Source organism: Shewanella youngdeokensis (assembly GCF_033180165.1).
In the GTDB taxonomy this organism is placed as follows: Bacteria; Pseudomonadota; Gammaproteobacteria; order Enterobacterales; family Shewanellaceae; genus Shewanella; species Shewanella youngdeokensis.
This window is the reverse complement of sequence record NZ_CP136522.1, coordinates 2,471,319-2,492,201: the sequence shown is the minus strand read 5'-3', so window position 1 is coordinate 2,492,201 and position 20,883 is coordinate 2,471,319. Positions and strand designations below refer to the sequence as shown.

Annotated in this window: 18 protein-coding genes; 14 read left to right on the top strand and 4 right to left on the bottom strand. The window is 41.3% G+C overall.

Annotated features, from left to right (window positions below; translation table 11 throughout):
- Nucleotides 1-69 precede the first annotated feature (69 nt).
- The 8 genes from apbC (at nucleotide 70) to RGE70_RS10595 (ending at nucleotide 6,655) form a co-directional block, all read left to right on the top strand.
- On the top strand, nucleotides 70-1,185 hold the full coding sequence (apbC, locus tag RGE70_RS10630) for an iron-sulfur cluster carrier protein ApbC (RefSeq protein ID WP_310471423.1): 1,116 nt from the start codon (nucleotides 70-72) through the stop codon (nucleotides 1,183-1,185).
- 8 nt (nucleotides 1,186-1,193) lie between these two features.
- Nucleotides 1,194-1,832, top strand: a complete 639-nt coding sequence (gene udk / locus RGE70_RS10625; RefSeq protein WP_310471422.1) for a uridine kinase — start codon at nucleotides 1,194-1,196, stop codon at nucleotides 1,830-1,832.
- 277 nt (nucleotides 1,833-2,109) lie between these two features.
- Nucleotides 2,110-2,928 (top strand): aminodeoxychorismate lyase, encoded by an 819-nt coding sequence (pabC, locus tag RGE70_RS10620; protein WP_310471421.1) that lies wholly within the window; start codon nucleotides 2,110-2,112, stop codon nucleotides 2,926-2,928.
- Nucleotides 2,925-3,932, top strand: coding sequence for an endolytic transglycosylase MltG (gene mltG, locus RGE70_RS10615; protein WP_310471420.1), 1,008 nt, complete (start codon nucleotides 2,925-2,927; stop codon nucleotides 3,930-3,932). Before pabC ends, mltG begins: the two co-directional genes overlap by 4 nt.
- The gene (gene tmk, locus RGE70_RS10610) at nucleotides 3,929-4,573 is read left to right on the top strand and encodes a dTMP kinase (protein ID WP_310471419.1); all 645 of its coding nucleotides are present in this window, start codon (nucleotides 3,929-3,931) and stop codon (nucleotides 4,571-4,573) included. Before mltG ends, tmk begins: the two co-directional genes overlap by 4 nt.
- 1 nt (nucleotide 4,574) lies before the next feature.
- Nucleotides 4,575-5,492, top strand: a complete 918-nt coding sequence (gene holB, locus RGE70_RS10605) for a DNA polymerase III subunit delta' (RefSeq protein WP_310471418.1) — start codon at nucleotides 4,575-4,577, stop codon at nucleotides 5,490-5,492.
- Between the two features lie 6 nt (nucleotides 5,493-5,498).
- Complete coding sequence (locus RGE70_RS10600; RefSeq protein ID WP_310471417.1) at nucleotides 5,499-5,825, top strand: PilZ domain-containing protein; 327 nt, start codon at nucleotides 5,499-5,501, stop codon at nucleotides 5,823-5,825.
- Nucleotides 5,826-5,866: 41 nt separating this feature from the next.
- Nucleotides 5,867-6,655, top strand: coding sequence for a TatD family hydrolase (locus RGE70_RS10595; RefSeq protein WP_310471416.1), 789 nt, complete (start codon nucleotides 5,867-5,869; stop codon nucleotides 6,653-6,655).
- Between the two features lie 596 nt (nucleotides 6,656-7,251).
- On the opposite strand, the gene rsmF is transcribed toward RGE70_RS10595, so the two are convergent.
- Nucleotides 7,252-8,676 carry a 16S rRNA (cytosine(1407)-C(5))-methyltransferase RsmF gene (gene rsmF / locus RGE70_RS10590; protein ID WP_310471415.1) on the bottom strand — a complete coding sequence of 475 codons (1,425 nt, stop codon included), beginning with the start codon at nucleotides 8,674-8,676 and terminating at the stop codon, nucleotides 7,252-7,254.
- Between the two features lie 110 nt (nucleotides 8,677-8,786).
- Between rsmF and RGE70_RS10585 the strand changes: the two genes are divergently transcribed.
- Entirely contained in the window at nucleotides 8,787-10,013 is a 1,227-nt protein-coding gene (locus RGE70_RS10585) for a spore maturation protein (RefSeq protein ID WP_310471414.1), read from the top strand.
- Between the two features lie 292 nt (nucleotides 10,014-10,305).
- Here RGE70_RS10585 and RGE70_RS10580 read toward each other — a convergent pair whose 3' ends face one another.
- The 3 genes from RGE70_RS10580 to RGE70_RS10570 are packed head-to-tail and all read right to left on the bottom strand — an operon-like array spanning nucleotide 10,306 to nucleotide 14,174.
- On the bottom strand, nucleotides 10,306-12,936 hold the full coding sequence (locus RGE70_RS10580; protein ID WP_310471413.1) for an MlaD family protein: 2,631 nt from the start codon (nucleotides 12,934-12,936) through the stop codon (nucleotides 10,306-10,308).
- A complete protein-coding gene (locus RGE70_RS10575) occupies nucleotides 12,929-13,558 on the bottom strand; it encodes a paraquat-inducible protein A (RefSeq protein ID WP_310471412.1) in 630 nt (209 codons plus the stop codon). Before RGE70_RS10575 ends, RGE70_RS10580 begins: the two co-directional genes overlap by 8 nt.
- Nucleotides 13,548-14,174: a paraquat-inducible protein A gene (locus RGE70_RS10570; protein ID WP_310471411.1), complete on the bottom strand. Its 627-nt coding sequence runs from the start codon at nucleotides 14,172-14,174 to the stop codon at nucleotides 13,548-13,550. Before RGE70_RS10570 ends, RGE70_RS10575 begins: the two co-directional genes overlap by 11 nt.
- A gap of 207 nt (nucleotides 14,175-14,381) precedes the next feature.
- Here RGE70_RS10570 and RGE70_RS10565 point away from each other — a divergent pair, with 207 nt between their 5' ends.
- The 5 genes from RGE70_RS10565 (at nucleotide 14,382) to pepN (ending at nucleotide 20,854) form a co-directional block, all read left to right on the top strand.
- The gene (locus RGE70_RS10565) at nucleotides 14,382-14,663 is read left to right on the top strand and encodes a YebG family protein (RefSeq protein WP_310471410.1); all 282 of its coding nucleotides are present in this window, start codon (nucleotides 14,382-14,384) and stop codon (nucleotides 14,661-14,663) included.
- Between the two features lie 92 nt (nucleotides 14,664-14,755).
- Complete coding sequence (gene msrC, locus RGE70_RS10560; RefSeq protein ID WP_310471409.1) at nucleotides 14,756-15,214, top strand: free L-methionine (R)-S-oxide reductase MsrC; 459 nt, start codon at nucleotides 14,756-14,758, stop codon at nucleotides 15,212-15,214.
- A gap of 284 nt (nucleotides 15,215-15,498) precedes the next feature.
- The gene (gene proQ, locus RGE70_RS10555) at nucleotides 15,499-16,143 is read left to right on the top strand and encodes an RNA chaperone ProQ (protein ID WP_310471408.1); all 645 of its coding nucleotides are present in this window, start codon (nucleotides 15,499-15,501) and stop codon (nucleotides 16,141-16,143) included.
- A gap of 32 nt (nucleotides 16,144-16,175) precedes the next feature.
- A complete protein-coding gene (prc, locus tag RGE70_RS10550; RefSeq protein ID WP_310471407.1) occupies nucleotides 16,176-18,218 on the top strand; it encodes a carboxy terminal-processing peptidase in 2,043 nt (680 codons plus the stop codon).
- A gap of 74 nt (nucleotides 18,219-18,292) precedes the next feature.
- Nucleotides 18,293-20,854: an aminopeptidase N gene (gene pepN, locus RGE70_RS10545; protein ID WP_310471406.1), complete on the top strand. Its 2,562-nt coding sequence runs from the start codon at nucleotides 18,293-18,295 to the stop codon at nucleotides 20,852-20,854.
- The last annotated feature ends 29 nt before the right edge of the window (nucleotides 20,855-20,883 follow it).

Below are 20,883 nucleotides of genomic sequence, written 5' to 3'. Positions count from 1 at the left end.
TAAATCTAGACTAATGTTTAGCTGAAATTCTGTTACAATTGCCCAAATCTTATTTAGGGGGTCTACATTTTGTCTTCATCTCACCCAAACTATCATCTGAACGATGATCTTCTCGGTCCTGTTTTAGCCATTCTTGATTCATTCCAAGATCCATATTTGAACAAAAGCTTTTTAAGCGCTGGCATGGTGACTAAACTTGCCATTGAAGGTAAGCGCTTACAGCTGGGTCTATGTTTTTCATATCCTTGTCAAACGCAATATCAAGATATCGTTATGGCGGTAACAAAACAGTTAGCGGTACTCGATGCCATTGATGAAGTAGAATGTGAAATTGATTTCCAACCTGAGTCGGTATCAGCGATTAGTGCGGTTGAGCCACTGCCTAATATTCGACAAATTATTGCGGTTGCTTCTGGCAAAGGTGGGGTAGGTAAATCTACTACAGCAGTTAACCTTGCGTTAGCGCTAGCGGCTGAAGGTGCCCGTGTCGGGATTTTGGATGCCGATATTTATGGCCCATCAATTCCGATGATGTTAGGTGTTGAAAGCTTTAAGCCTGTTTCACCAGACGGTAAAATTATGACCGCCGCTAATGCCCATGGTATTACAGCTCAATCAATCGGATTTATGGTTGAAGGCGATCAAGCTGCGGTATGGCGTGGCCCTATGGCAGCTGGTGCCCTGGTGCAATTATTAACCGAAACCCAGTGGCCTGAGTTAGATTACATGATTATCGATATGCCACCAGGAACCGGCGATATTCAACTTACACTATCGCAAAAAGTTCCGGTAAGCGGCGCGGTAGTGGTAACAACACCTCAAGATATTGCACTTGCTGACGCTAAAAAAGGCGTAAGCATGTTCCAAAAAGTGAATATTCCAGTATTGGGTATTGTTGAAAACATGAGTTTCCATTTATGCCCTGAATGTGGTCATAAAGAACATCCTTTTGGCGCCAATGGCGGCGAGAAGATGGCAACACGTTATAATGTCCCATTGCTGGGACAATTACCTTTACAACTTAATATCCGAGAAGATGTCGACAAAGGCACGCCAACAGTTGTAGCAGATAGTGAGTGTCAAGTTTCTAGTATATATCGCGAAATTGCCCGTAAAGTCGGAGCTCAATTAGCGTTATGTCAAGCGCAATCTAAAGTGTCAATTAGTATATCGGACGATGAGTAGGTTTTAAAATGAATTCAAAAGAATGTGTTGTAATTGGAATCGCGGGTGCATCTGCTTCAGGTAAGAGCCTGATTGCAAATACTATCTATGAAGAGTTATGTCGTGACTTAGGCACTGATCAAATCGGTGTTATTGCTGAAGATGCTTATTATCGAGATCAAAGTCATTTGTCGATGGAAGAGCGAGTTTTAACTAACTACGATCATCCAAAAGCCCTCGACCATGAGCTTTTATGTCAACACTTACAACAGCTTAAAAATGGTGAGTCAGTCGATATTCCAGTGTACAGTTATACTGAACATACCCGTACAGCAGAAATAGAAACACTGACACCAAAGAAAGTGATTATCCTCGAAGGGATTTTACTACTCACCGATCCAGCTTTACGTGATCAAATGGACGCCAGCGTATTTATGGATACACCACTTGATATCTGTTTCATGCGCCGCTTGTCTCGTGACGTTGCTGAGCGCGGTAGAACAATGGAATCGGTGATGTCTCAATACACTGAAACAGTACGTCCTATGTTCCTACAGTTCATTGATCCATCTAAGCAGTACGCCGATATTATTGTGCCGCGTGGTGGTAAAAATCGTATTGCCACCGACATATTAAAGGCACGTATTCAGCACCTGTTAGCTAAATAAGCGTGCTTTTTCATTGCTAATGAAAATGTGTGGCTAATAGTGATAAAGGACTTTAACAACTATGTGTCTAATTCGTATCGATATTAAACAATGTTTGGACTATAACAGCCTTGTTATGCCTACTCATCTAAGCGTTGATTTTACGGTTAGTGAACAATATCGACACTTTACAGACCTTAGTGGCTTTTATCGCTATTTAGGCTCGTTAGTTAATGACAATGGACTACAACTGAACAGCAAACAAAACCGCGTGGCTAGTAAGAGGCTAGACAGTTAAATGCCAACGGTATGGGTTAATGGCCAAGCAGACGCCTTTATCAATCCCTTTGATAGAGGCCTAGCATACGGCGATGGTCTTTTTGCCACCATGCGGGTACACAAAGGTGAGGTTCAATTTATTGAATCTCACTTTTTGCGATTAGCTCAAGGAGCGCTGCGCCTAGGCTTTCAATGGCAACCATCCACCTCATTGAAACAGCGATTGTTACAATGTGCCGCTGATCATCCTCAATCTTGTATTAAAATTTTGTTGTCGCGTGGAGTGGGAGGCCGAGGTTATATGCCAGTTACTTCGAACCCAGCGATTAATGAAATTATTTCAGTGCATCCGATACCTGATATTTATGCAAATTGGCAACAGGCCGGTATTAACCTACAAACAGCTGATGTTTTGCTAGCAAGGCAACCGCGTTTAGCCGGAATTAAGCACTGTAATCGACTCGAGCAGGTGTTAATCAAATCTGCCCGTTTAGACAACACAGCCGATGATTGGTTAGTTCTCGATAGTCAACGTAATATAATTGAATCATCGATGGCCAACTTGTTTTTTCATACCGAGACTGGCATTGTCACCCCTAAATTGTCACACGCTGGCGTTGCTGGCATGATGCGAGAGCAAGTGATTTATAAATTGCTTGAAATGAAATTTGAGGTATCAATTACCGATTTTCACATTGATTTACTTCCTATGGTCAAACACGTTTTTATGACCAATAGTTTACTCGGTGTTGTTGATATCAATAAAATAAACCAACAGCCTTTTAAAAAGGCGGCATACACTTCTTTATTAAAAGAGCAGTTAAACCTGACATTATGAGAAAATTCTTTATTGGCTTTTTAGTAACGACTTTTACGTTACTAACCATCGCTACAGTCGGTGGTTATTGGGGCTACCAATCCATACTGGCGTTTGGCCAGAGTCCGTTAAATACCTTAAACAAATTAGACTTAGAGATTAAAAGAGGGACTTCTTTTAATCAGTTTTCCAATATTTTAGTTGAAAAAACATTAATTGATGATGCATGGAAACTTAAATTATTGGTGCGCCTAACACCTCGTTTAGCAAACATTAAGTCAGGCCTATATGAGGTAAGCCCACAAGATACGGTTAATAGTTTGCTTGAAAAACTGGTTAGTGCAGACGAAAAATCCTTTTCGTTCACTTTAATCGAAGGGCAAACAGTCAAAGAATGGAGCCTAATGTTAGCGCAGCAACAGCGGCTTAAATTTGACCTTAATGTATTTAATGAAGTGCTGAAAAATAATGGTGATGACTCGGGGTTAGTTGAAGGAAAGTTTTTCCCTGAAACCTACCATTACCGAGCTAACGCAACTGCTAACCATTTTATTCAAACCAGTTACCTTAAAATGCAGACTGAGCTAAATAAAGCATGGGATACTCGACAAGAAGGCTTGCCGCTTAAATCGCCTTATGAGCTTTTGATTTTAGCCTCAATTATTGAAAAAGAGACCGGTCAGGCAAGTGAGCGCCCATGGATTGCCGCGGTATTTATCAATCGACTGCGTAAAGGGATGCGTTTACAAACAGACCCTACAGTGATTTACGGGATGGGCGAACGTTTCAATGGCAACATAACTCGTCAAGATTTGCGTGAGAAAACCGCCTTCAATACTTATAGAATTAACGGGTTACCACCAACACCAATTGCAGCTCCAAGTCTTGCTGCTTTAAACGCTGCAGCAAACCCTGCCGATGTTGAATACCTATATTTTGTGTCAAAAAATGATGGTAGCCATATTTTTTCCAAAACGCTGTCTGAGCATAATCGAGCAGTGAATAAATATCAGAGAAACCGATGAAAACAGAATCAACCGTGGTTAGAAACGCACAGTTTATCGTGATCGAAGGCCTTGAAGGGGCGGGAAAATCAAGCGCCATAGCACTGGTTCGAGATTTTATTGAAAAACACACAGGCCAGGCACCTGTGTGTACACGTGAACCAGGTGGAACACCGTTAGCTGAAAAAATGCGAGACTTGGTAAAAATTGCCGATGAGACAGACCCTTTATGTGACGAGGCCGAATGTCTAATCTTTTACGCTGCTCGCGCGCAGCTCATTGCAAATGTAATCAAGCCTGCACTGGCTGAAGGTCAATGGGTGCTTGGCGATCGGCATAATTTGTCGTCACTTGCCTACCAAGGCGGTGGTCGTGGTTTAATGCCATTAGTATCAGCAATTAGTGATGCAACTTTAAAAGGTTTTAAGCCAGATCTGACCCTGTATCTTGATATTGACCCCAAACTGGGTTTAGCCCGTGCAGCCAGCCGCGGTGAGCTAGACCGGATTGAGGTACAAGAAATAGCGTTCTTTAATCGCGCTCGTGAGACATTCTTGTCTTATGCCGACAATGACGACTCAATTATGATTATTGATGCTAGCCAAAGCTTGGCGGAAGTGCATAAAGACATTATTGCAGTACTCCAAAATCAGGCTTGGTGATATGCATAATTTACCTTGGTTAAAGGCTGCACATGACGGCTTTATTGCGCAGCTTAATCGACAACAGGTTGCCCATGCATACTTGGTTGGTTTAGATGCGGGTTATGGCGGCGAAATGTTAGCTTTAGACATGGCTGGGGCGGCGTTATGTAGCCAAATAGGGCAGTCAGGGGCTTGTGGTAACTGTAAAAGTTGTCAGCTACAGTCAGCTAATAGCCATCCAGATTTTTACCAAATTGAAGCTGATGGTTCCCAGATAAAAGTGGACCAAATCAGAACACTATGTCAAAAGTTGACCTCGACATCGCAGCAAGGTGGCCGAAGAGTTGCTGTGATCCTCAATTGTGAACGCTTAAATCAAGCGTCTGCCAATGCGTTGTTGAAAACGTTAGAAGAGCCTGGCAAAGATATTGTGTTGTTATTACAAGCCAATATGCCGAGCCGACTAATGGCAACAATTAGCAGTCGATGTCAGCGTATTCAAGTGAAAATACCAACCAGGCTAGAGGTTAAAACTTGGTTGGCTGATGCGTTAAAAGTGTCTGATGATTTTAGCTGGTGCTTACCGGTTGTGGGTGGCCCTTTAGCCTTGGTTTCTGCTGTTGAGAGCGGACGTTATCAAACACTTTTAGATTTTAGAAAAGCCTGGGCGCAAAGTTTGTCGTCAGGTCATCTCTGTGATACTTTACAAATTGTAACTGAAAAGCAAGTTTCTGATGCTATTAAAGTTTTATATTTGGTATTACATCGAAAGCTTATAAAAGATCAAAATTTAGACCCTCTAAAACGCACTGCATTAGCTGCATTTTGTGCCGATGTTATGCAACAAGAAAAGCGTTTATCTGTAATGTCTACCGTAAATTCGTTAGGGTTATTTGAAGGGCTCATCATTGAGTATACTAAGTTAATAGGCCGCTAAAATATTATGACAAATCTCGTCGTTAACTATACAACTGTTCACCAGCTTTACAGGGCCTATATGCCTTTTATTAAACCTGCTGGGCTGTTTATCGACACCACTGATGTGTATTTTCTTGGCCAAAGTTTGTCGGTGAGTTATCAATTACCTGGCGCGGTTGAACAAATGCAGTTTGAGGCCGTTGTAGTGTGGATAAATCCGCTGGGTGCTTCTGGTGGTCGACCTGCGGGAGTCGGAGTAAAGATATCATCTGAACCCGACTTACATAAACATCATATCGAACAGCAACTCTCTGCGGTACTTTCATCTGGAGATTTGACCTGCACAATGTAGCTCGGTAGACTTGCTCTCTTTTTAGCTAGCAGGACTTTCTTGTGCTTATCGATTCACATTGCCATTTAGACCGCCTTAAAACTGCCCCTGACCAAGATACATTACAGCAAATTATTGATGCCGCCAAAGCACGTGATATTGCGTATTTTCTATGTGTCAATGTTAGGCAGCAAGGCTTTATTGACATGAAGCAAAAAATGGCGGCATTTGATGAGATTTTTCTCTCGGCAGGTGTGCACCCTCTAGATGTGCAGGATGGACTTAATGTTGAAGAAATAGAGTCATTTGCACGTGACGAAAAAGTTGTGGCGGTTGGAGAAACCGGCTTAGATTATTTTTATGCCAATGAGACTAAGTTGCTGCAGCAAACTTGTTTTGAACAACAGATTGATCTCGCCGTTAAAGTAAACAAACCACTGATTATCCATACCCGAGATGCTAGAGAAGACACGATCAACTTTCTTAAACGCGGTAATGCCGATAAAGTTGGCGGCGTATTACATTGTTTTACTGAAGACTGGGATATGGCTAAAGCAGCCATTGATTTAGGTTTTTATATTTCAGTGTCGGGGATTGTGACCTTTAAAAACGCAGGTGATTTGCGTAACGTGATCCGCAAAGTACCAAAAGACAGATTATTAGTTGAAACCGATTCACCTTATCTTGCGCCAGTGCCGCATCGTGGCAAAGAAAATCAACCTGCTTTTGTGAGAGATGTTGCCGAGTTTGTTGCTCAATTAAGAGCTGAAAAATACGCCGACCTAGCTGACTACACAACAGAAAACTTTTTTAGACTGTTTAAGGATGCAGCTCGTTTAGCAGGTCGCTAGTGTTATCCATCTTTATGGGTTCTAATTAAAATAGCCAAGCTATATTGTGTTATAAAGCATAGGCTTTAGTGGTTTAGGGCGCCGATGAAAACTGACCAAATCAGTTGCTACCATAGAAGGGTAATGCTATTAGCATTGCCCTTTTTTGCTATTAATTACGGCGTGTTCTTTCATCAGTTAATGTTATTAGAGCGCTGTATTTTGGCTTAATATTAACTGACACTAATGAGGCTCAGTACTGTATTTGTTCAATTTACAGGAGCATAGCTGTTTTGTAATGGTGATGTCTTTTCATCTATAGCTTGGCGCTTCTATAATCGTGTAATTTTCAGCATTCGTTGCACGTGCTGTGGTTCACACTTGCTAGAATTTACTGAGATGGCAAATTTTAGACAAAAAAAGACCCAAAACTATCCAGTTGTTTTGGGTCCAGGGGAATGGCTCTCAAGGAGCCGTGCGCTACTGGTATTAACCGCAAGGGTTAGAAACTGTTGTTTACTCAAACTCAGTAATGACTAATGTAATTGAGTGTAGTAGAGCATCGTTGATTCAGCCTGTTTTTTTTAGTAAGCGTGCTGCCTAAATGTAAGTAAATATTACTCGCTTGGGTAGCGTGCAATCTTGTCTTTTACTAAGTCTCTGGGAAGATTGTTTTTTAACTTGTTCCCAAGGTGCTTGACCATGCCTAAAGAACAACCAGCATAACTTACAACTGTTTCGCCCCGTGGTGGGACTTTTTCAAGTAACGCAATATCTCTGCCCATAAGGAATGCTTGTGCTTCAGCATCTGACAACTCAACGGTAGTAGGTGTTGTTAAGGCTGAAATGGCTTCATGCTTAATTTTGAAGCCTTTTTTTAATGCATCAGCGAGTTTCATGCCAATACGTTGAAAGCGCATTTTACCGATAAATGGTTGAAATAGAGCAGGAAATAGCCAAAATTCTGCATCACGGACGTATACATCAGCTTCTTTGGGTAGTGTTATTTCAAATGCAGTTTTAAGGTATTGTGTTAGTTCAGTAACTTGTTTGGCTGAAGCTTTTTTAAATGGAAAGTTCTTTTGTGTTCTCGGTGCAGGCAGTAGTCGTTCTACGCTGGCTGTTTTTCTAATCTTAGCCACAAAAAAACCTTCACTATCATATATTTGTGGCCAAACATGTAAAAAACCTTCAGCAGTACAAGCTTTATCTGCTTCAGGAAATAATGTGGATAGATTTATAAACTCTACAGCATGGGGGTAACGTTGTTTTAAATACAGACATACTTCTTGGTTTTCTTTGCGGCTTAAGGCACACGTCGAATAAACCAGCTCTCCACCCGGTTTTAACGCTTGGAATGCAGAGTCAATCAGCTCTTTTTGTGTGTTGACAATGCCTTTTACGTCGTTGTTGTCCCAGTTTTTTAATGCGTCAGGATCTTTTCTGATCGTGCCTTCGCCGCTGCAAGGTGCATCAAGTAAAATCGAATCAAACGATTCATACATATATTCGCCAAAAACACGGGCATCAAAATGGGTTAGGGCACAGTTAGCAACGCCCATTCTTGCGATGTTGGCATGCAGTACTTTTACGCGACTAGCGGAGTATTCGTTGGCAACAAGCAAGCCTTGGTTGCCCATTAACGCCGCGATCTGGGTGGTTTTTGAACCTGGCGCTGAAGCCATATCAAGTACATATTGCTGCGAAGAGTTATGAGCCTGTGCAAATAGCGCGGTTGGCGGTAACATCGAGCTGGCTTCTTGAATATAAAATAGCCCTTGCAAATGCTCAATAGTATTCCCCAATTGAACTTTATGCTCCTGTTCAATCCAATAACCATTTTCGCACCAAGGAATGGCTGTGAACGTCCATCCCTTTGGTTGCATAAGTGCGATAAAGTCTGCTGTAGATATTTTTAGTGTATTGACTCGTATAGAAAGGCGTAAAGGCTTGTTGCTATAACGAATAAAGTCTTCCATGGTGAGGTGAGAAGGAAGATCATGTTCAATGCTACTGATAAAATTCTGATTTAAATGAGCCATATGCCAAAGATAATGCGATAAAGTAATCAGATTATAACCCTAAACAGCGATATAGTGGGAGTCATGTATATGTGTGCACTTACTTGTATTAGAAAAGGAATGCGACTTCAGTGTTAAATAAGATATGGGTTGGCTTTTTTGTGATTGCGCTTGGTGCAATTTTAATCAAGCTGACGGGTGGTAATTATGCGGTACTCACTGAGAGTGTTGATGCTGTATTTAGCAGTGCAAAATTGGCGGCTGAAATTGCTATCGGTTTGATCGGTGTGCTTTGTCTTTGGATGGGGTTGATGCGGGTAGGCGAGAAAGCAGGAGTGGTTAGTTTTTTTTCTAGTGCTTTTGAGCCACTATTATCACGTTTGATGCCAGAAGTGCCGCGCGGCCATCCCGCTTATGGCAGTGTTACTATGAATTTAACCGCCAACATGCTTGGTTTAGATAACGCCGCAACGCCGCTAGGCTTAAAAGCTATGCAAGACTTACAGAATTTAAACCCTGTTAAACACGTGGCAACTAATGCGCAAATCTTATTTTTAGTCCTTAATACCTCTTCAATTGCTTTGGTTCCTGTAACGGTGTTTTTATATCGTGCTCAGCAAGGTGCAGCAGCACCGGCAGATATTTTTTTACCGATTTTGTTAGCAACCAGCGCATCGACTTTAGCTGGGGTTATGGCGGTGGCAATTGTGCAACGGTTATCTGTTTTTAATACAGTAGTGATAGCTTATGCGGCCGGCATATTTGCAACGTTATCAGCAATTATATTTTATTTATCAACACTGACGCTAAGTGCTGTTGGAGAAGTAAGTACAGCGATGGGCAATGGTATTTTATTGTTGCTCATTTTCAGTTTTATACTGGTGGCTGGGCTACGTAAAGTAGCGGTCTATGATGAGTTTATAGAGGGGGCCAAAGAAGGGTTTTCTCAGTCAATAAAGCTCATTCCCTATTTGCTGGCTATGTTACTTGCCATCGCGTTACTGCGCGCCTCTGGCGCACTAAATTATTTACTTGAAGTGTTAGCGACAATAGTCGCTTTTGCAGGCGGTGACACACGCTTTGTTGATGCTATGCCGACTGCCATTATGAAACCTTTTAGTGGCTCAGGAGCCAGAGCGATGATGTTAGAAACCATGCAGCATTATGGCGTGGACTCTTTTGCGGGAAGACTTGCGGCAATTTTGCAAGGCAGTACCGAGACGACATTTTATGTACTGGCTGTGTATTTTGGGGCGGTTGGGATCCGTAATGGCAGGCATGCATTAGCGTGTGGGTTGTTTGCCGATTTAGCTGGGATTATTGCTGCGGTTATTGTTTGCTATCAATTTTATGGCTAACTTTGGCTATTAAAATTTGTGGTTACAAACAGACGATACATAATCCGCGGCCTTTTAGTTTGCTTGCTAAGCAAGAGCTCGGTGGCTGACGGTTATGACATCGACCGCAGTCACGAGAAGCTAGAAATAAGGGGTTGAGGTATTGGTTTTTATTCTAATATTTATTAGTTTAAAATCTCAATTATGGTTTTACTTAGCTTGGCCAGCGATAGTTACAGGGTAAAACCATTGTATCTACCACTGGCTCTCAGTCTGTTAAATATTGCTCTATACTGAGCACGCGATATTGGGACTATTGAATAGTTGCAGTTTGTTTTGGAGCCCAATCAAGCCATTGTTCTTTGAGTTTATTGTGGATCATAAATGTGTGTTGCGGTGTCAGCATATTGCTAGGTGAGGTTTGCTCTTTTGTTGCAATGCCAATCCCGCCAACAAGAATCGACTCGAGTGAGTTTGTTTCTATTCTCGCCCCTGAGAATAAACCAAGGTTAAACTTCAAGCCTGATAAGTCCCAAAACACACTCGTTTGATTGATTAGGTGGCTAAATTGATTATCGACATGGGCTGTCATTTCTACCCCTGTTCCATCTTTCAGTAATTGGTAACTGTCGATTTGACCTACTTTTACTCCCCGAAAGAATAACGCCGTGCCGACACTGACCGAGCCGAGTTGATTATCGGTTAGGGTAAAGGTCAACGCATTATCAATATTGTGAAAGGGCTTGTCGATTAACCCTACAAAATTTGAGGTAACCTCTGTACTGTGGCCGGGCATTACTGAAATATATGGCCCTGTAATGAGCGTCTCAGGCGCTTCAATACCAGCAAGAGAGACTTTTGCGTTAACAATAGAATAGCTAGCATCTTTTTGGTTAAAATTGGCTGCGTACTCACCATAAAGGTAAGCAGAGACATTTAATTTAGTTAAATCTTTGCTGAGCTCCACCGACTGCACTTCACCAACTTTATGACCTAAATACTTGATTGAAGCATTTTCAGTTAAAGAAACTGAAGCTGGAAAGGTCAACGATATCGTTTTAGATTGACTTAAAGCGAGGAATTTAGAGTCATATAAATGCCGTCCACCATCAGTCACCGGCTCATCTAGTAACCCTAGGGTGATACCGCCCTTTATTGCTCCCTCTAATGGCGCCATTTCGACCTCAAGACCACTTAAACTTGCGTTGATTGATAAAGCACTGTTACGCCAATAAACCGTTTTTTCAGTCAGTAAGCTGTTAAAAGCTTTTTGAATACCGATATCAATTAAGAAGTTGTTCTGGTCACGTTGCCACTCAACAGCTTCAACTTGTCCAATTTGCATTTTTTTGTAGTAGACAGGCGAGCCTTTTGACACATCGGCAGCGTCTTTACTGGTTAGCTGCTGTTTAATTAATTGTTTATTACTAAAAAAATTGTCTGCATCACTTTGACTTGCAAATACATGCAATGAGTCGTTGTTGTTAAGTAGTTGTTCACTTTCACTTTTTACTAAACTTAATGCACCTTGCAATAGCGTGTTTAAATCTCGTGTTTTAACCGCTACACCATTTAAGTCGGCTTCTACAGACAATGCCGATTCAGCAACAAAATAGCTATCTTGGGTCATTAAAGTACTGAAATCGCCATCGACTTCAATTTCGTACATCACTTCGGTGAGTTCGCTATTGAGCTGACTCGAGATTACAGAACCGATTTTTATCTGTTTGTATCGCAACTCCGCCCCTGCCGTAATTCCAGGGTTTGTATCAGAATGTAAACTGAGTAGCAGCTTTTGGGCTGAAAGTGGTTCAGGTTTTTCTGTTAACAATGCATATTGCTGTCGAGGCTTTCCGGTTCCTGGTATAAAATTAATTACGCTGCCAGTTAATAACCTTTCTGGGTGGCGAACTCCGTTGAGAGATATTTCAGCACCTTCTAGCCAAAAGCTGGATGTGTCAGCTAGTAGTGCTTTATATTTATTGTCAATTTTGGCCTGCAGTGTCACACCGCTTTCGGTGAGTTCTTTATTGGTTATGTGACCGATTTTGATCCCGCGGAACATAATAGGGCTGTTACTGGCTACGGCTTCGTCACCATCGGTAAGCAGAGAAAACTCAATACCGCCAAAGGCGTCTGTTTTACTATCGTATAATGAAAAGCGTTGTTGATTCTTTGCTGGTTCAGATGCTTCATTACTGCTAAAGCTGATACCGCCAGCTAACAGTGATGCCAAGCTTTCACTGTGCACTTCTATGCCCGACAATGAAGCGTTAACGCTGAGCCCTGATACGTTCCAAAATTGCGAGTCAACTTTGACAAGGTTTGCATACTGATGCTGAATTAAAGCTGTTATGGTTATGCTATTAGCGTCATCTAAACGGTACCCAATAACTTGTCCGACCGGGATCTGACGATAAAAAAGAGGTGAACCTACATCTAAAGATCCGAGTCTTTCTGAGCTTAGGTCTACAATTAGCTCGCTTTCACCTGGAATGACCACCGGTGCAGTGATTTCCGCTTCAAAGTAAGAGTGCGACTCACCTTCACCTGGCAGTATTGAAATATAATTGCCTGAAAAAAGTGTATCGAGACCTTCAATGCCGGTAATAGAGGCTTTAGGTTTTACTAACCAAAACTTGGTTCCTTCATTTACAAAAGGTGAGGAGCGATAATCCATCACAACGTCGACGTTGACCCCCTGAAGCTGTTCATCAATACTAATATCTACAACTTTACCTACAGTTAAACCTTGGTATTTAACTAGCGTTTTGCCGATATCCATGCCATTGGCATTCGGAAAATGAATCCGCACCTCTAATCCGGACTCTTTTATACTTTTAACACCAAGCCAGGCGCCGAGCGCTAGGGCTATAATTGGCAGCAGCCAAATTGGCGAAAACAGTTTTTTCTTCACAATATTAGGTGCTTGTACATCAGTCATTTTTTGATTCCAGTCTGTCCCAGAGTAAGCGAGTATCAATCACTTTTGCAGCTAATTGTGTTAGCAAAATGACTAATGCAAATGCCGTCGCGGCAGGGGCGGGTTTAGCGTCAAGTAATTGGCCCATATTCACTACCGCAACGGTAAGCGAAATGACAAATAAATCTAACATGGACCAGCGTCCAATCCACTCAATAATATGAAACCCCATCATCAATTGATTTTTCTTGATGGGAAGGTTGAAGCTTATTGCAGATAAGTAAATGGTCAGGCCGACTATTTTTAGCAACGGCACTAAAATACTGGCGGTAAATAAGATGATGGCAATCGGCAGCATGTCGGTTTTAACAAGATGCGCAATACCTGAAAAAATAGTGTCTTGAGTTATCTGCCCTTGATTGGTTAGCGTGGTAATAGGGTACACATTAGCTGGTACCAACAATATGGCAGCAGTAATCAATAAAGCCCAACTTTTTTGCAAGCTGCCATAATCGCGCACGATAAGTTTTGTATCGCAGCGGCTACAGCATTCCGATTTAGCGCAAGTAACTTTATGGCAAGTAGGGCAACACGTTAGGCCAATTTCTTTGCCTAAAGTTGCAGTGCTTTCATTATCGCTCAAGGAAACTCCACATATGTTCTAGATCATACTCTCTTAATAGAAATAAATTCATTACAAACAATATAGTAAAACAAAACGTACCAAACCCAAATGACACAGTAGCAAAATCAGCCAAGTTAAAGGCCGCGACTAAAAAGCTAATGACATATATTTCGAGCATGGTCAATTGGGTTAGCAAGCCTTGTAATTTAAGTGCTTGTTTGAGTACTGATCTTAATAAAGTGTGTTCAAGTCCGAACTTTACTATGAAAATCTGAGTCAAAATTGAAAATAACAAGATGCCTGGTGCGATAACTGCTGCAGTCATTACTGCAATAGCAACGACCCAATAACCTTGTTGGTAGACCGCAATCGCTCCTTCTAAAACCGTGGTGGATCGCATGCTGCCGAGAAACTCTAATTCCAGTACAGGGTACAAATTTGCAGGAAAGAAAAAAATAATTGCAGTAAGGCATAGAGCTAACATGCCATTTATGGAGCAATATGGGGTGTCATATAATGCGGTATTGCAGCGTGGGCAAAGGGCTCTAACTCCTGTGGGGAGAGCTCGCTTTCTGATAACGAGATCACAAGACCGACATAATGTAACACTGCTATCAAGTGCATCCGTTGGCATCGTATTTATAACCCTAATAAAAATGTCGCAGCCGCTCAAAATGAGATGCTCAATATTTTAAAACAATTTAGCCCCTGTTTACACGTAGGCAATTGATTCGTACACAATCGTCATCACATTAAGACTATCAGACTTTGAAGAAAACTTGCATAAGAACTTCAATGTATGAGACTCTTTACTGTATATAAAAACAGTGTGAGGTTGAAGATGGCCGTTATAACCAAATTTGTCGTAGTAAGAGAAGGGGTTGAAAAGATGACTTTCACATCGAAAAAGGAGGCTGACGCCTACGATAAGATGCTTGATATCGCCGACAATCTCATTCCTTTTTTGAGTGATTCAGAGCTTGGATTGAAAGACGCTGATATTGAAAAAATCGGTTTTTATCTTGCTCAACACAAAGATGAGCTGCAATCATTATTAAAAGGCGGTACTGCTGAAAAGAAAGCGCCCGCAAAGAAAAATGCCAAAAAGTCTGCGGTAAACTAGAACGCTTAAATATATTTGTTTGAAATTTGAGAGTTGTTGCTAAGATGCAACGTATAAAATCAATTACAATAATTTAACCGTAAAGGATATGTATGACTGCGTCGATGTATGACACGTTAAATCGTCAAGTGTTAGCACTGTTGACCGGTGAGGATGACCTTGTCTCAGCGCTGGCCAATTTTTCTGCATTATTGAATGACAACCTCACTGATTTAAATTGGGTCGGCTTTTATTTAGTCAAAAATAATCAATTAGTGCTTGGTCCGTTCCAAGGTAAAGTTGCTTGTTCACGCATTGCAATTGGTAAAGGTGTGTGTGGCACCGCGGTTGAAAAAAATCAAACGCAACGAATTGCCGATGTACATCAATTTGAAGGGCACATTGCTTGTGATAGTGCTAGTAATTCAGAATTGGTTATTCCATTTCGCCGCGAAGGTGTTGTTATTGGTGTTCTCGATATTGACAGCCCATCGTTAGCTAGATTTGATGAAATTGACCAACACGGCATAGAAAATATGGTTAAAAGTCTCGAAAACTGCCTATTTGGTTAATCTACGACCAATTTTTGTTAATTGGTGGTCGCAATCATTTTTTGCGTCTCTATAATAAGCGGTTTGAGCAGTGATAATTTAAATCGTCATTATTCGGTAAAACGAAGCAATAGCGTTTATGATAGGTTGTTGCTAAGGTAGGTTTGATTTTGACGCTAAATTCAGAAATTAATAATGATTAATTTGTTTTTTTGGCCATAATCAGACAAATATAAACGACACGTAAATCGATAAGAAATATAAACTCTTTTGATGGTGTCCCTTTTTAAACTGTGGAAGTAAAGATGGAATCAACAGAAAAGTTGACCGATACCAACGCTATTCTTGCGTACTTATATGAAACATTTCCTTTGTGCTTTATTGCCGAAGGTGAAACTAAGCCATTAAAAATAGGATTGTTTCAAGATTTAGCGGAAAGGTTAGCTGATGATTCTAAAGTCAGTAAGACTCAACTCAGAATCGCTTTAAGAAGATACACAAGTAGCTGGCGTTACCTTAAGTGCGTTAAAGCAGGCGCACACCGTATCGATTTAGAAGGTAATTCTTGTGGTGAGCTAGAACAAGAGCACGTTGACCATGCTCAAGCTACACTGAAAGAAAGTCAGGAAAAAGCGAAAGCAAAAAGAATCGCTAAAGCGGGTAAAAAACCTGCTGCAACAGCGAAGCCAGATGCTAAAAAGCCTGCTAAAAAATCAGTTGCAAGAAAACCTAAAGCCACAACTAGCGCTAAGCCAACTAAAGAGCAAGCACCGGTTGTCACTTTAACGCCTGCAGTTTTGACTGAGTTGAAGAAGAATCAACGCGTGAATGTCAAACTAGGTAAGGCGCCTGTAGCTGGTGTGATTTTAGACATCAAGAAAGATGATGTTCAAGTTCAACTGGATTCTGGTTTAACGATGAAAGTTAAAGTAGAGCACATCATGCTGTAATGGCTTAAAGCATTTAAAGGAGTAACTTGTTGATGCGGAAAATGTCTCTGGCTGTATCTATCGCCAGTATATTTGTAGGATTCTCGGCTTGGGCTGTCAGCCCTACTATTCAATTCAGCGAGTTACCCGCTTTAAAGCAGGAACCTCAGCACACTGTGGCGAGTAAACGCGTCACGGGATTGTTCAATCGATCCCATTACCATCGTTTTGAAATGGACGATGTGTTTTCACAGCAAATATTTGAGCGTTATTTAAAGCAGTTAGATTACCGTAAAAATGTTTTGCTGCAATCTGATGTTGATAGCTTTAAGCCATATTCAAATCAGTTCGATGATATGTTGAAAACGGGTAACTTACAGCAAGCATATAAAATGTTTGAAGTTATTCAAAAGCGACGTTATGAGCGATTTGTTTATGCGTTGTCTCTTCTAGATGAAGAAATACAGTTTGATATTGCGGGTGATGCCTACCAATTTGATCGTAAAGATGCCGTCTGGCCACAAACAGAAGCTGAGTTAAACGAGCTTTGGCGTCAGCGAGTCAAATATGATGCCCTTAATTTGTCGCTTACAGGTAAAGAGTGGGACGAAATCGTTACCGTTTTATCGAAGCGATACAATAATGCGATTAAACGTTTAAGTCAGACCCACAGTGAAGATGTTTTCCAAGGTGTGATGAATGCGTTTGCCAGAACCGTCGAACCTCACACTAGTTATCTTTCCCCGCGCAATGCTGAACGTTTCCAGATGGAAATGAACCTTAGCCTCGAAGGGATTGGAGCGGTTCTTCAAGTTAGTGATGATTACACTGTGATTAAAAGTTTAGTCGCAGGCGGCCCCGCAGCGACCAGTGAAAAATTATCACCAGAAGACAAGATTGTTGGTGTAGGTCAAGAAGGCAAAGAGATTGTTGATGTCATTGGCTGGCGGTTAGATGACGTTGTTGAACTGATTAAAGGTCCAAAAGGCAGTAAGGTAATTTTAGAAATATTACCGAATAAAGGCGGTTCAAGTGCCAAAACTTTTGAGCTGACTATCGTTCGAGATAAAATTCGCCTTGAAGATCGCGCAGCAACCTCTAAAGTCATTGAACCAACCGAAGGCCCTTACGCAAATCGTAAAGTTGGTGTTATTCAAATTCCTGGTTTTTATATGAACCTGTCACAGGACGTTTCAAAAGAGATAGCGACTCTGAAAGAAGCCAATGTAGAAGGTGTGATTATAGATTTACGAGGTAACGGCGGTGGTGCGTTAACGGAAGCAACCTTACTCACGGGGCTATTTATTGAACAAGGCCCGGTAGTGCAAATTCGTGATGCCAATGGTCGTGTATCTCAAAATAGAGATAACGATGGTCGTATGACATACGATGGCCCGTTAACGGTGATGGTTGACCGTTATAGTGCATCTGCATCAGAAATTTTTGCCGCAGCTTTACAAGATTATGAGCGAGCCTTAATTGTTGGTGAGTCTACGTTTGGTAAAGGTACGGTGCAGCAACATAAGAGCCTTGGCCGCATTTATGATATGTATGAAAAGCCAATAGGGCATGTACAGTACACTATTGCAAAGTTCTATCGTATTAATGGTGGTAGTACTCAGCTAAAAGGTGTGACACCTGATATTGCTTTCCCGAGTGCATTAGAGCCTGGGGAATACGGTGAAGCGGAAGAAGAAAACGCATTACCTTGGGATAAAGTCCCGGTTGCTAAGTATGGTAGGCTAAATGAGATTTATCCGCAGTTAATTCAAAATCTTGATAGTAAGCATAAGCAAAGAATTAAATCTGACGTCGAATTTGGTTATATCTTTAAAGATATTGAAGAGTACAAAAAAAGTCACGATGACAAAACTGTTTCATTATTAAAAAGTGAACGTCTTGCCGAACGTGAAGATAACGATAAAAAACAGCTGGATCGTGTAAACGAACGCCGAGTTCGTGAAGGTCTTGATGTCGTTAAATCATTAGATGACATCGAAGACAAAGCGGAAAAAACGGATGCGTTTCTCGATGAAGCTGCTTACATCACACTGGACTTAGTGGATGTAGATAAACTGGCAAAGAATACGAAATAATCGTTATTACCAAATTAGAAACGCGCTTTTAGCGCGTTTTTTTTAATTTAAAATTACAAATTGGTAGGACAATCATGGCGCAACCTCAAGCTAAATACCTTAAAGATTATCAAGCTCCAGCTTTTCAAATATCACACATCAATTTAGATTTTTCGCTTAATGGCAAAAATACAAGCTTAGTCGCTGTTAGTAAAGTGGTTCGGGTTGGCGACCACGCTGAGCCGTTAATACTTGATGGTGAAAATATTCAATTACAATCAGTTAAAGTGAATGGTGTACCGGCTGACTTCATTCAAAGCGCTGGCAAACTGAGCATTAATACTCAATTGACTCAGTTTGAACTCGAGGTGGTCTCTAAGCTAGACCCTGAATCTAACACCAGTCTTGAAGGGCTTTATATGTCCGATGGGGCTTACTGCACACAATGTGAAGCAGAAGGCTTTAGAAGCATTACATACTTTCTCGACAGGCCTGATGTGCTTGCTATTTACACGGTACGGATCCAAGCTGATAAAGCCTTATTCCCTTACTTATTAAGTAATGGCAACTTGATCAATAGCGGTGAGCTAGAAGGTGGCCTTCATTATGTGCAATGGCACGATCCTTTTCCCAAACCGGCCTATTTGTTCGCGTTGGTAGCCGGTGATTTCGATTTACTCGAAGATGAGTTTATTACTCGAAGTGGAAGAAAAGTTAAATTACAAGTCTTTGTTGATAAAGGCAATCAGCACAAAGCGCATCATGCTATTGCTTCGTTGAAAAAATCAATGGCATGGGACGAAACTCGGTTTAACCTTGAGTATGACCTCGATATCTACATGATAGTCGCTGTTGATTTTTTCAACATGGGAGCCATGGAAAACAAAGGTCTTAACGTTTTCAATACTAAGTATGTATTAGCGGATAAGGCTTCTGCCACTGATGCGGATTATCATGGTATTGAATCTGTTGTTGGTCATGAGTATTTTCATAACTGGACAGGTAACCGAGTTACTTGCAGAGATTGGTTTCAGCTAAGTCTAAAAGAGGGTTTAACGGTATTTAGGGATCAAGAGTTCAGCTCTGATGTGGGGTCCCGAGCAGTGAATCGTATTCATGCTATTAAAGTGATGAAGAACCAACAGTTCGCTGAAGATTCTGGCCCTATGGCACATCCGATCCGTCCAGAATCTGTGATAGAAATGAATAACTTTTACACGGTGACAGTCTATAACAAAGGTGCAGAAGTTATTCGCATGATGCATACCTTGTTAGGTGAGGCTAAGTTTCAAGCTGGGATGGCATTGTATTTTGAACGTCATGATGGACAAGCGGTGACTTGCGACGACTTTGTTGCTGCAATGGAAGATGCTAGCGGCATTGATTTAGGTCAATTCCGTCGCTGGTACAGCCAAGCTGGCACGCCGGAAGTCATTGCGTCTGAGTCTTTTGATGCTGCGACAGGTACGTTTTGTCTAACACTTGAGCAATCTACACCGGATACGCCAGGTCAAAGTGATAAGCTACCGCAACATATTCCTTTTGATATTGAGTTGATTGATGCGGATGGTAATAGTGTCATTAATCAGGTTTTAGATTTTACTCAACAGTCTCAAGAGTTTAGTTTTACTGGTTTTAACCACAAACCGTTTGTTTCACTATTACAAGGTTTTTCTGCGCCGGTTAAATTGGAGTTTGATTACTCAATTGAACAACTGTTGCATTTAATGCGCTTTGCATCGAGTGAAGTCGCAAAATGGGAAGCATCGGTTTCGTTATTCAGCCTTTGTGTATGGCAGTGCGTAGACCATTTGCAAAATAATAAAACCATGTATATAGATAATCGAATTATTGATGGTTTTAAAGGAATTTTACTTGCTGATGATCTCAATGAAGCCTTAATGGCTGAGATTTTAACACTTCCTAGTGCAGGCTCATTAATTGAACAAACCGACAGTGTTGATCTAGATAACCTTGAGGTAGCACGTCAGTTTGCGGTGCTTGAAATCGCAACGGCTTGTGAAGATGAGCTGCTAACCAAAACCCGCTTGCTAAGTAGTCAAGGTACCGCTGAGGCAAGAGCACTAAAAAATGTCTGTTTGAGTCTTTTGTTAAAAGTTGACGACACTCATCGCACGCTTGCGGTTAAGCAGTTTGAAACCGCAGACAATATGACAGACACCTTAGGCGCACTTACAGCACTGAACGCTGAACAATCATCTGAGCGAGAACAAGTGCTCGCATCATTTGAATCGCAGTGGCTTGAAACGCCTTTGGCGATGGATAAATGGTTTAGCCTACATGCTACTTATACTAGTGCTGGCTGTATCGACCAGCTAGAAAAGCTGTTAAAACATGAGGCATTTAGTATGTCGAATCCGAACCGGGTTCGCTCATTGATAGGTGTGTTTGCGGCTGCGAATACCTTCGAGTTCCATCGTTTAAATGGTAAAGGTTACCAATTTTTAACGAGTGCAATCATCGAGCTTAATAAAGTGAACCCGCAGGTGGCAGCAAGAATGATTACGCCACTGATCCAGTTTAAGAAATTTGATTTAGTGAGGCAGGACTTAATGAAAGCGTCGCTGCAACAAATACTAGCTATCGATGACCTTTCTAAAGATCTGTATGAAAAGGTCACTAAAGCGCTTTCTTAAGTATCGTTTCAATTCTACCTCAGCTTAAG

What these genes read in the sequence shown, in the direction of transcription:
- prc (WP_310471407.1), top strand. Translation starts at nt 16,176, where the DNA reads ATGCGGAAAATGTCTCTGGCTGTATCTATCGCCAGTATATTTGTAGGA.
- RGE70_RS10580 (WP_310471413.1), bottom strand. Translation starts at nt 12,936, where the DNA reads ATGACTGATGTACAAGCACCTAATATTGTGAAGAAAAAACTGTTTTCG.
- pabC (WP_310471421.1), top strand. Translation starts at nt 2,110, where the DNA reads ATGCCAACGGTATGGGTTAATGGCCAAGCAGACGCCTTTATCAATCCC.
- RGE70_RS10565 (WP_310471410.1), top strand. Translation starts at nt 14,382, where the DNA reads ATGGCCGTTATAACCAAATTTGTCGTAGTAAGAGAAGGGGTTGAAAAG.
- rsmF (WP_310471415.1), bottom strand. Translation starts at nt 8,676, where the DNA reads ATGGCTCATTTAAATCAGAATTTTATCAGTAGCATTGAACATGATCTT.
- holB (WP_310471418.1), top strand. Translation starts at nt 4,575, where the DNA reads ATGCATAATTTACCTTGGTTAAAGGCTGCACATGACGGCTTTATTGCG.
- RGE70_RS10600 (WP_310471417.1), top strand. Translation starts at nt 5,499, where the DNA reads ATGACAAATCTCGTCGTTAACTATACAACTGTTCACCAGCTTTACAGG.
- mltG (WP_310471420.1), top strand. Translation starts at nt 2,925, where the DNA reads ATGAGAAAATTCTTTATTGGCTTTTTAGTAACGACTTTTACGTTACTA.
- udk (WP_310471422.1), top strand. Translation starts at nt 1,194, where the DNA reads ATGAATTCAAAAGAATGTGTTGTAATTGGAATCGCGGGTGCATCTGCT.
- tmk (WP_310471419.1), top strand. Translation starts at nt 3,929, where the DNA reads ATGAAAACAGAATCAACCGTGGTTAGAAACGCACAGTTTATCGTGATC.
- proQ (WP_310471408.1), top strand. Translation starts at nt 15,499, where the DNA reads ATGGAATCAACAGAAAAGTTGACCGATACCAACGCTATTCTTGCGTAC.
- RGE70_RS10570 (WP_310471411.1), bottom strand. Translation starts at nt 14,174, where the DNA reads ATGCCAACGGATGCACTTGATAGCAGTGTTACATTATGTCGGTCTTGT.
- pepN (WP_310471406.1), top strand. Translation starts at nt 18,293, where the DNA reads ATGGCGCAACCTCAAGCTAAATACCTTAAAGATTATCAAGCTCCAGCT.
- msrC (WP_310471409.1), top strand. Translation starts at nt 14,756, where the DNA reads ATGACTGCGTCGATGTATGACACGTTAAATCGTCAAGTGTTAGCACTG.